Source organism: Paenibacillus sp. yr247 (assembly GCF_900103825.1).
Taxonomy (GTDB): Bacteria; Bacillota; Bacilli; order Paenibacillales; family NBRC-103111; genus Paenibacillus_E.
In genome coordinates this window covers 1-8580 of sequence record NZ_FNIF01000057.1, presented here as the reverse complement: position 1 = coordinate 8580, position 8580 = coordinate 1, and the positions used below count along the sequence as shown (strand labels likewise).

At 40.0% G+C, this 8580-nt stretch carries 8 protein-coding genes and 1 pseudogene; 2 read left to right on the top strand and 7 right to left on the bottom strand.

Annotation, left to right across the window (positions count from 1 at the left end; all coding sequences use genetic code 11):
* Positions 1 to 17: 17 nt before the first annotated feature.
* Positions 18 to 217: pseudogene (locus BLT91_RS29905) on the top strand (IS110 family transposase); the annotation flags it as partial.
* A gap of 1639 nt (positions 218 to 1856) precedes the next feature.
* Here BLT91_RS29905 and BLT91_RS29890 read toward each other — a convergent pair.
* Together BLT91_RS29890 and BLT91_RS29885 are read right to left on the bottom strand one after the other, a co-directional pair.
* Positions 1857 to 2165 carry a hypothetical protein gene (locus BLT91_RS29890; protein WP_141225122.1) on the bottom strand — a complete coding sequence of 103 codons (309 nt, stop codon included), beginning with the start codon at positions 2163 to 2165 and terminating at the stop codon, positions 1857 to 1859.
* A gap of 650 nt (positions 2166 to 2815) precedes the next feature.
* Positions 2816 to 3151: a hypothetical protein gene (locus BLT91_RS29885; RefSeq protein WP_090827846.1), complete on the bottom strand. Its 336-nt coding sequence runs from the start codon at positions 3149 to 3151 to the stop codon at positions 2816 to 2818.
* Positions 3152 to 3497: 346 nt separating this feature from the next.
* Here BLT91_RS29885 and BLT91_RS29880 point away from each other — a divergent pair, with 346 nt between their 5' ends.
* The gene (locus tag BLT91_RS29880) at positions 3498 to 4445 is read left to right on the top strand and encodes a serine hydrolase domain-containing protein (protein ID WP_090827844.1); all 948 of its coding nucleotides are present in this window, start codon (positions 3498 to 3500) and stop codon (positions 4443 to 4445) included.
* 316 nt (positions 4446 to 4761) lie between these two features.
* Here the strand turns inward: BLT91_RS29880 and BLT91_RS29875 are convergent, their stop codons facing one another.
* The 5 genes from BLT91_RS29875 to BLT91_RS29855 form a co-directional block, all read right to left on the bottom strand.
* Positions 4762 to 5169, bottom strand: coding sequence for a DUF7674 family protein (locus tag BLT91_RS29875; protein ID WP_090827842.1), 408 nt, complete (start codon positions 5167 to 5169; stop codon positions 4762 to 4764).
* A 217-nt stretch (positions 5170 to 5386) separates the two neighbouring features.
* Positions 5387 to 5668, bottom strand: a complete 282-nt coding sequence (locus BLT91_RS29870) for a hypothetical protein (RefSeq protein WP_254777208.1) — start codon at positions 5666 to 5668, stop codon at positions 5387 to 5389.
* 155 nt (positions 5669 to 5823) lie between these two features.
* Positions 5824 to 6762 (bottom strand): formylglycine-generating enzyme family protein, encoded by a 939-nt coding sequence (locus BLT91_RS29865; RefSeq protein WP_141225121.1) that lies wholly within the window; start codon positions 6760 to 6762, stop codon positions 5824 to 5826.
* Positions 6763 to 7023: 261 nt separating this feature from the next.
* The gene (locus BLT91_RS29860) at positions 7024 to 7605 is read right to left on the bottom strand and encodes a suppressor of fused domain protein (protein WP_090827839.1); all 582 of its coding nucleotides are present in this window, start codon (positions 7603 to 7605) and stop codon (positions 7024 to 7026) included.
* Positions 7606 to 8384: 779 nt separating this feature from the next.
* A partial coding sequence (locus BLT91_RS29855) for a transposase (RefSeq protein ID WP_175532378.1) occupies positions 8385 to 8580 on the bottom strand: 196 nt, incomplete at its 5' end.

The following is an 8580-nucleotide window of genomic DNA, read 5'->3' as shown; positions in this document are numbered from 1 at the left end:
AAAATAACTAAGCACGTTCCAGGAGGCTTCGTACTGCCCTATATCAAGCTGTACGATGTGGTATTCGTAGTAATAGAAATAAAAAACTAAGAGCTTATTATGATAAGAAGCGTGCTGAAGGAAAGCTGTTCAAAGTAGCGATAATTGCTTGTGTGAATAACTCATCCACTGGATTTTTGCCATCTTGACTACTAAGGAAGCGTTCCGTTTAGAGTAAGCAGCAAGAAATAGAAATATATGGAATGTCTTTCCGTGCTTTATGGGACGGTTCTTTCCCATGCACTTTTTTAAGTATACCACTTCATGAATCCGCCATTAATAATTAAATATTGACAAGCTATTAGCTGGAATAGCTCAACAGGCTACCGACCTGCCATGTTAAATATTATGCGTTGAACTACACTATGGCAAAGAATATATGTTCTTGTCATCCTACACTTCTGTTGTCGGACGACACAAATATATGCGTATTCTAAGCCGGTTGCGGTGGCCGGCTTTTGAACTATCGTCTATGTTAATTGAATCTGATTGTCATAATTGCCCTTTAGCAACCTTCCGAGCCGCTTCCCGCTATAAAACTGGACGAATAGCCTCCGCTGATTGACTCTATCAATTCTCTCACTCTCGGAATAGAAATGTAATAGAGTTCAAACTCGATAAATAAATTACGAATAATTGAAAGGGGTATATGGATATGGCATGTTCATGCGGTTGTGCCGGAAAATGTAACAAGATGAGGCGGGAAATGAAAAAGAAAACCTCAGCGAGAACTCGCGATCAAGGTAGATCAATACGTGCTCCAATATCCTGTAACCGATTTTGCATTCGTATGTGTAATCAATTTCCACAAAGAGAAAAAGAAATATGTTTGTCAGATTGCATGGAATGTTTAGGCGCTCAAAGATGCCGGAATCGGCGATCGAAACGCTAAGAGAGCAATTCCCCAAGTTTAAGCAGGCTACCTATCGATGCCGATATCGAACCCTATTTAGCAGCCAGATCTGTTCCCTTTTGTGAAATAAGTATTAGAACTGACCCCAATAAAAGAAACAGCGGCAGCCATGGGCGAGAAAATAAAGTCCTAGACTGCCGCTGTTTTATTGAACTCCCTCGGTACGATATAGTTTTCTCACGAATGCTCGCTTTTTCGTAGGATTTCACCCTTGCTAGAAGCATGGAAAGATTGGAAGAGGGACCTCGTAATAGACCTGAGCAACATGAAGGCGCAAGTAAATACTGAGAATGATTTAAATCCCATATTATTCCAATATATTGCACGCATTCTCCACGCCGCCCCTGGAGGTTTTCACTCCCATATCGGGGCGGGTCTATGCCCTTTCATTCCTCCCTCAGAATGATGAGATTTTCTTACGTATGCTCGCTAGTTCGCAGGATTTCACATCTCATAGAAGTGGTGAACGAAAGAATCAGATAGTGGTGGTAGTCCCCTAGAAACATGAAGGCATGCAATGTTAAGAATTGCCTTCTATCTTTTAACTCGTAAGGAAATGTACGTAGACTTAGGTGAAGATTATTTTGACAAATAAAAGCAACAATCTATTGTAAAGTACGCACTTCGACGACTAGAAAACTTAGGTTATTCTGTGACCATTTCAGAAGTCTCCTAATTCTTCTTTAAAGAAACCAATACCTCTTTATTTCGGGCGCTCCAGCTTTTTTAAAAATGGATGAGCTGCGTCTTCTTTACTATTGTCTTTTTCAGTGACTGTAGTTTTTTATTTTCATGGGAGTTTAAATCTTCTGTCGCAAGACCCCGCCATGATAAGTGGCCGCGCCCCGACCCGCCTCTGCAACTCCATGATATAGCCATCCTTTTCACACTCCTTCTGATTTTCCTATTCAAATAAGAACCAAACCAAAAGCAACGCAAAAACCAAGAGAAGGTGAAAAAGTGGAATGGCCGAAATCAGTAAGATTCCTTGCTTCCGCTTGACGATAGCGAGAATCAAACACACCAAATACGTACTCAAATACAAGCTGGACACGATCACGAAAGCGAATACGACGAATAATAACAGGGCGCTCTCGCCGCCCGATCGAACCCCAGCAATCTGCATGATGTTCCCAATCATCAAGAAAGGATAAGGCAGCAGCGCAAGGCCGCCAATGACAAGGAAAATGATGCTTAACGCTTTCTTGTTCATGATGCACCTCATGTCTCTTCCCCTATCACCATTTCAACATTGCTGGTTTTGTTGTGCGAAGGATTCTCGTTATTCGCTTTGCCAAAACATCCAACGAAGATAAAGGCGATAATAAGTAATTTATACTTCATCTCTGAGCCCTTTTTTAATTCATGACTTGATAAAATAGACGTATAAAGATCAATTATTGTTACACTAAACTACCCAATACCTTAATGATAAAAAGAGCAGTTGCAGCGGCGATCTGCTCTCTGGTTTGTCTGAACTAACGTTCTTCATTAGTTGAATGACGTTTCGTCACGCTGTATCATTTGTTCAACAACGAACAGATCAATTCTCATCACGAACCCGTCGCAACCTCCGGATCAGTTGATAAAAGGGACGATTCCCCTTAATTATACCTACTAATTCGGCACCAGCTAGAATTAATATGGCTACCATTAATAACAACATAACGAGGGTGATAGCAGATTTGGATGCTTTTGTCAGTATAATGGCACAAATACCAAGGAATGATGAAATGCCATATAAAGTCAAGGTTCGCGAAATTGTTCATGTATCTTAAGAAAAAGTAACCGAGACAATAATTGCGAAAATAACTCGTATAAGCTTTGCTCTCAATGACGAAAATGATTTCAAATCCCTCGCCCCTACATCAAAGACTGAGCCAAGACAATGAAGATAATGATTCCCAAAGCAATAAGGATCGGTAATAATAGGCAGTACAATAAGTAAGGCTTGAGCTCCCTTAATTTCCTAATTGCAATGAAGTTGACCACCAAGACGATAATAAACAGTATGTTTCTATACCACTTTAATGATTGAAGATGTTCGAGCTTGGCGTTGTAAATTTCTGTGCTTACACCTCCAAGCATCTTACCAAGGCCAAAGAGTCCTAACGTAAGTGAATAAAGTATTGTATATACAACAAAAATAACGAAAGCCTGGTTGACCGCATAGTACACCATAAATCGCATCTTACCCAATTCAGTCATACTCCCCAAATAACAGATTTACAACTTTCAAGTTCAACAACTCTACTGTTTTTTACATCCCTTTATATTTTCTATACTTAATGCTGAAACTCCCCCTTTTAACTTAATTTATGATTGTTTTTTCAACTCTTCTGCCCGTTAGCGGAGAAGGCAGCCTATACAACCTGGCAACACGACGCGCATTACTTTATCCTTTAGTGTTTTATATAAATCTCATTTATTGATCATCGGTGTATGTTTAGTCTTTCCGCCGTTTTTGTCATACAGATACCGCAAATGCTATGATACATGGTGAATCTGAATGGCTTACATCTATGACAGTAAAAGGAAGGCTATTATGAATTTGTCATCATTATTTACTGCTATTGCACCACTGGATTTGAGAAGTTGTTTAATAATTCAGCAAGGCCAGCTTACCTTTGAACACTATAGAGATCCTCAAACGGCAACAGCAATAGCAAGGATCAACTCCTGCACCAAAAGTGTCCTAGCTTCGCTGATTTGTATCGCAATTGATAAGGGATTGCTGCCGCCACCAATGACACCCATATCCGTATTTTTCCCCCAGCTTGCTTTGTCCCGTGATTCCCGCAAGCAGGAAATTACACTTCAGCATCTGTTGACGATGTCTGCCGGATTTGACTGGACTGAGTTTGGTGGACAGAATTCCTTCCCGCGTATGACTAGATCACCCAATTGGGTGAATTTTGTTTTGGAACAGCCCTTATCGGATTCTCCTGGAGCTAGAATGGAATACAATTCAGGGGTTTCACAATTATTGTCTGCCATCTTGGTACAAGCAACGGGTATGACAACTGCCCGCTTTGCTGAGTTATATTTGTTTGGGCTTCTTGAAATTGAATCCTATAAGTGGGAAATTGACCCTCAAGGTATTCATACAGGTGGATTTGGACTTTGGCTTCGCCCCTCAGATATGCTGAAGTTCGGGCAGCTATATTTGCAGCAAGGAAAATGGGATAACAAACAGCTCATTTCACAGGAACTGGTCGCACGTTCGGTACAATCCGCAATCCTCGTGGAAGCTCCTCGCCGTGGCTACTATGGCTGGCATTGGTGGACTGATTCATACCCTGTTGCTCAAAACGATTCGTCCACTCATTCTGTGGAGTACTATTACGCCCGTGGATATGGAGGACAATATATTCATATCGTCCCTAGTCTTAAGACCGTTGTTGTTCTAACCAATGATAAACGAAAAAAAGAACAGTACCCTGCAGATGTGTTCCGCCAATTAATCGCACCTTTACTGCTGCAGCAGCTATAATACATTTTCGTGCACCCAATAGACGCCCTAAGATCTTCCGGTGTCTTCCATAAACATACTAACTTTGTTGTTGACGTGTTCATGGTTATTTACTTCGAGTACCTGCGGTTTGTACCGGCATAGAACTGCCCACTCGCGTAATAAAGCTGCCGACGGGTCCCTCGGCAGCCTTATAGTGTTTGTTACACAACTCTTGTTTTTCATAGAGGAATAAGCTACCAAGACAATCATAAGTGTTGCACTATCGTTTCCCGTTAGTTTAATGATATAGCGATCCGAAATCCCTCGGTAATATGAAGGACAAGCCTTCTTCGAATTAATTAACAAAATCAGTGTTATTAATTCTATTATATTCTTCAACTAATTCTTCATAGAGCCCCTTATTTTTTCGTAACATCCATTCAAATAAAGTTTTAACGCTCTCGAAAATATCCGGTTTAACTCTGTAAGGTATTTCTCTCCGAGTAATTTCATTGTCAACTAAATGTTCATAAAACCCAACACATATAGCATTATTTAAATAGTTACTTCTTCGATATTGATAAAAACACCATTCAGCGAAATTATAGATCTTATCAAGATCTACGTTATCATTATTCAAATGGGATTTAATAACCCTGCGTCTAAGTTCAAATATTAATGAATAAACTGTGTCATCCTTACCTACGAAACTAAATCTTATATCATAGAATAATTCCAATCCCTTTCTTCTCCAAGTACTCATAATCGTTCATCCTTATGGTTTATTAAAGAGCTTTATTTTCGGGTTATATTTGTTTCATTAATAATTGCTAAGTCTTTTATATAACTGAGGTATTCGTGAAGTAAATTAAATTATCCTGCCCTTTAGCTGAATAGGCTGCCGGATTTATTGGCGGCAGCCCATCTGTGTTATTGGTTCAATTATCGATCTGTTAGTTTATTTTTTAGAGTCGCTTGTTTTATAAACGTACCATACTGCTTTCACCTGAAAATAGCTCTAATTCTTTTGTAACTGTTTCTTCCATCTTAGTCGCACAGTTCTCACTACAAACTACAAAGATCCCATCCTGTCCATTTCTTTTTGCTTCTGAATCATCGTCCACAATTATTAAAGGAACACTTGTTTTTCTAGTTTTTAAATATAATGAAATTATTCTTCCATCTTTCTCGTCAAAATCAACTCCTGAAGCAAACTTGACATTTAGACCGTAGCAGGGCCTATCTTCTTTGATTTTCTTCATACACCATGAGCATCTTAGCATCAATAATGCCTCCTAATTCTTTAAAGACTTTTCATGCTTTTATTACTATAGTTTCTGTTAGTTTAATCAAGTACGCACTTTAAACACACATACTTTTCATGTTCCCGGTAATTGATTAATGATTTTTTAGGTTATTAATTACAAACTGGTCTGAATCCATGGTCGTTAGTATCGCGTCTATCTGGTAGATAGAACAACCGTTGAGCTCCCCTACTTGTATATGCTGGACTAGACCAAGAACCACCTCTCAATACTCTACATGGCTCATGTCCAGGACGACTTCCATGCTGTTCCGGCCCCTGTGGGTTCTTTCGTTGGCTTCGAGTATAGTAATCTGGATCGTACCAATCTACACACCATTCCCGTACCTGTCCTGCCATGCCACGGACACTACACCAAGTTATATCCCTTGGATAAAATTCTACAATTGTCGGCCCTTCAACTTGAGCCACGTGTTGTCCAAGCCAAGAAGAGGCTGGGTGCCTACCGTTCCAGTTTCTTCCTCTACCGATTAACCATAATCTCCATTCGTCATTAGACTGGAATGATTTGTTGGCTACATAGTCACCGCAACGGCATGCATTTAGTTCCCATATATCTCCCCAAGGGAAGATTCTGCCTTCAGGTCCTCTAGCCACATACTCCCATTCTGCTTCAAATGGCAGTCGTACTCCCGCCCATTGACAATACGCCATTGCATCTTCCCAAGAAGCAGAACTAAGGGGGAGATTTTCTGTTCCAGCAACAGGTTTTCCATTCTGCCATGCACTGTTCCAAGAACCGTGTATCGTATCGTCAACCGGTGCAGGGTATCCAGTGTCTTGCATGAAAAAATAATATTGACCGATTGTTACTAAATCACGATAAATCCAAAACCCGTCGATCTCGACTTCATGTGGAAATAACTCCTCGACCCAATCCTTACCCCCAACTTGTAAATCAATCCATTCTTCATGCCATTTATTCTTATCCCAGAGTTGACGCACTTCAAATTCGGTGCTTCCCATCATGAACGTTCCAGACGGAACCCAAAGGAGGGTTGCTCCGTCTTTAGGATTGATACGAGTATTCAAAATTTACCGCCTCCAATCAGGATAACGTTATTAAATTAAGTACTCATTTAGTCGTTTATAAAATCAGCTAAGTAATCTTGGTCAATAATATTCGTGAAATTCAATTTATATCCTTTTTCTCCCTTAGGAAATCGAGTTATTTAAATATCCTGCCCGTCAGCGGAACAGGCTACCGAGAATAAATCTGCGGTAGCCTGTTTTGGTAATTTATTGTGTTATCGTTATCCGTTAGCTTAATAATTACTGGGTTGTTTATTGGAATTAGCGGACAATTGATGTTCTCATTAAATCAAACACCTTTATCTGGTGTCTTTCGAACATTTCCTCTAAAGCGTCTGTTCCGTGTTCTTTGGCGTACTTACTTTCTGCCTCTGAAATCGGTACAACCATCAGCCATGTAACCGTCTTGTCTGAGAAATGAATGCTTGATAGTTTATCATCCCAAAGAAACGGTGAAACCAGCATGATGTCCTTTAACGGGCTTTCAGGCATATAGAAACGGACTACATTTGGATAGATTGCTCCAGGGTGACAAGGGAAATTGGTTTTAATGACATTGAAGGCACAGGTTGCAAGGATATTTGGAAACAAATCAAACTCCTTGTTGCATGCTCCGAGAAGCTCCACACGTAAAGGTACATCATCTGCCGACAAATCAATGGAATGATCTGACAACCGCATGGTTGAATAAGAAACCACATCATTCCAAGGTCTATCCGCACAGGATAAAACCTCAACAGAACTCTCGTTGTTATCGTCATAATATCGGATCACATTGGGGGTTCCACCAAATGCCTTTACAACTGTTTTGGCAATGGTTTTATGCTGTTCAGATGAATTCAATGAAAAGTTCTCCTTCTCTAAGTGTCGTGTCTTGTTTTGAAATCAATTTTTTATGGAAGTTAATTCGGCATACAATACGTCATAACCTTTTTATTATTAAATACGTAGTCGTCGTAATTATTGAAGAAATCTGCCCGTTAGTTTAACGCTAATGTCAGATTCGCAATCCTACAAGTCGTTGGTTAAGTACAGCAACGTTTTAAGACGTCTTGTGAAGTAAAGGAGCTACACATATGTAGCAAAGATGGTACATTGTCCATCAGTTACATTTCGGCACGTCCGGACAAAAAAATGGCCGAAAGAAAACCTCACAAAGTAGCGATAATCGCATGTGTGAACAAGTTTCTAGCTGGTTTAGTTTAACGAGCAAGTTCTGATTACAATTGACCTCACCTCCTCACTGCCCTCCGTCGGGAATGGGATAATGTTCTTGTCTATTCCGGGAATGAGATAAAGTTTAGGCGTTAGCGTACAAATAAAATCGGTAACAACAGGCACGCCCGGTCCAGTCGTATTTGTAGCAAATATTTCGTGAATGATATTGGCAGCTCCTTCTGAAACAGCTCTCCCCAAGATGATAAACAAAAGACATCACGGAATTGTAGAGCTGACATATGTTTTGAAGTGCAAAAAGCCAGCAAACGCAACGGGAGGCCACTGAAGAACTCACTGTTTTTCAGGATCCCTAAATTCTCTACACAAAAAGACGACTCATTTCCATTTTTCAATGGTCTTGAGCCGTCTTTTTTCTTATCTCTTACATCTTTATTTGTTGGATTTTAATCATTCAATTTCAATATTCGCTTCAAATTTACTGCAAATATTGCAATGGCTGCTTGTATCTCCATGCCGATTAGACCCGAGGATGCCGCTACATCCAACCCGTGCCTATGTTTTAATTCACTATTTTTCGCTTCTATCTTGTAACGTTGCTTCGACTTTTCTCTAAAGTCATCACTTTCTTGAAACGTTGCT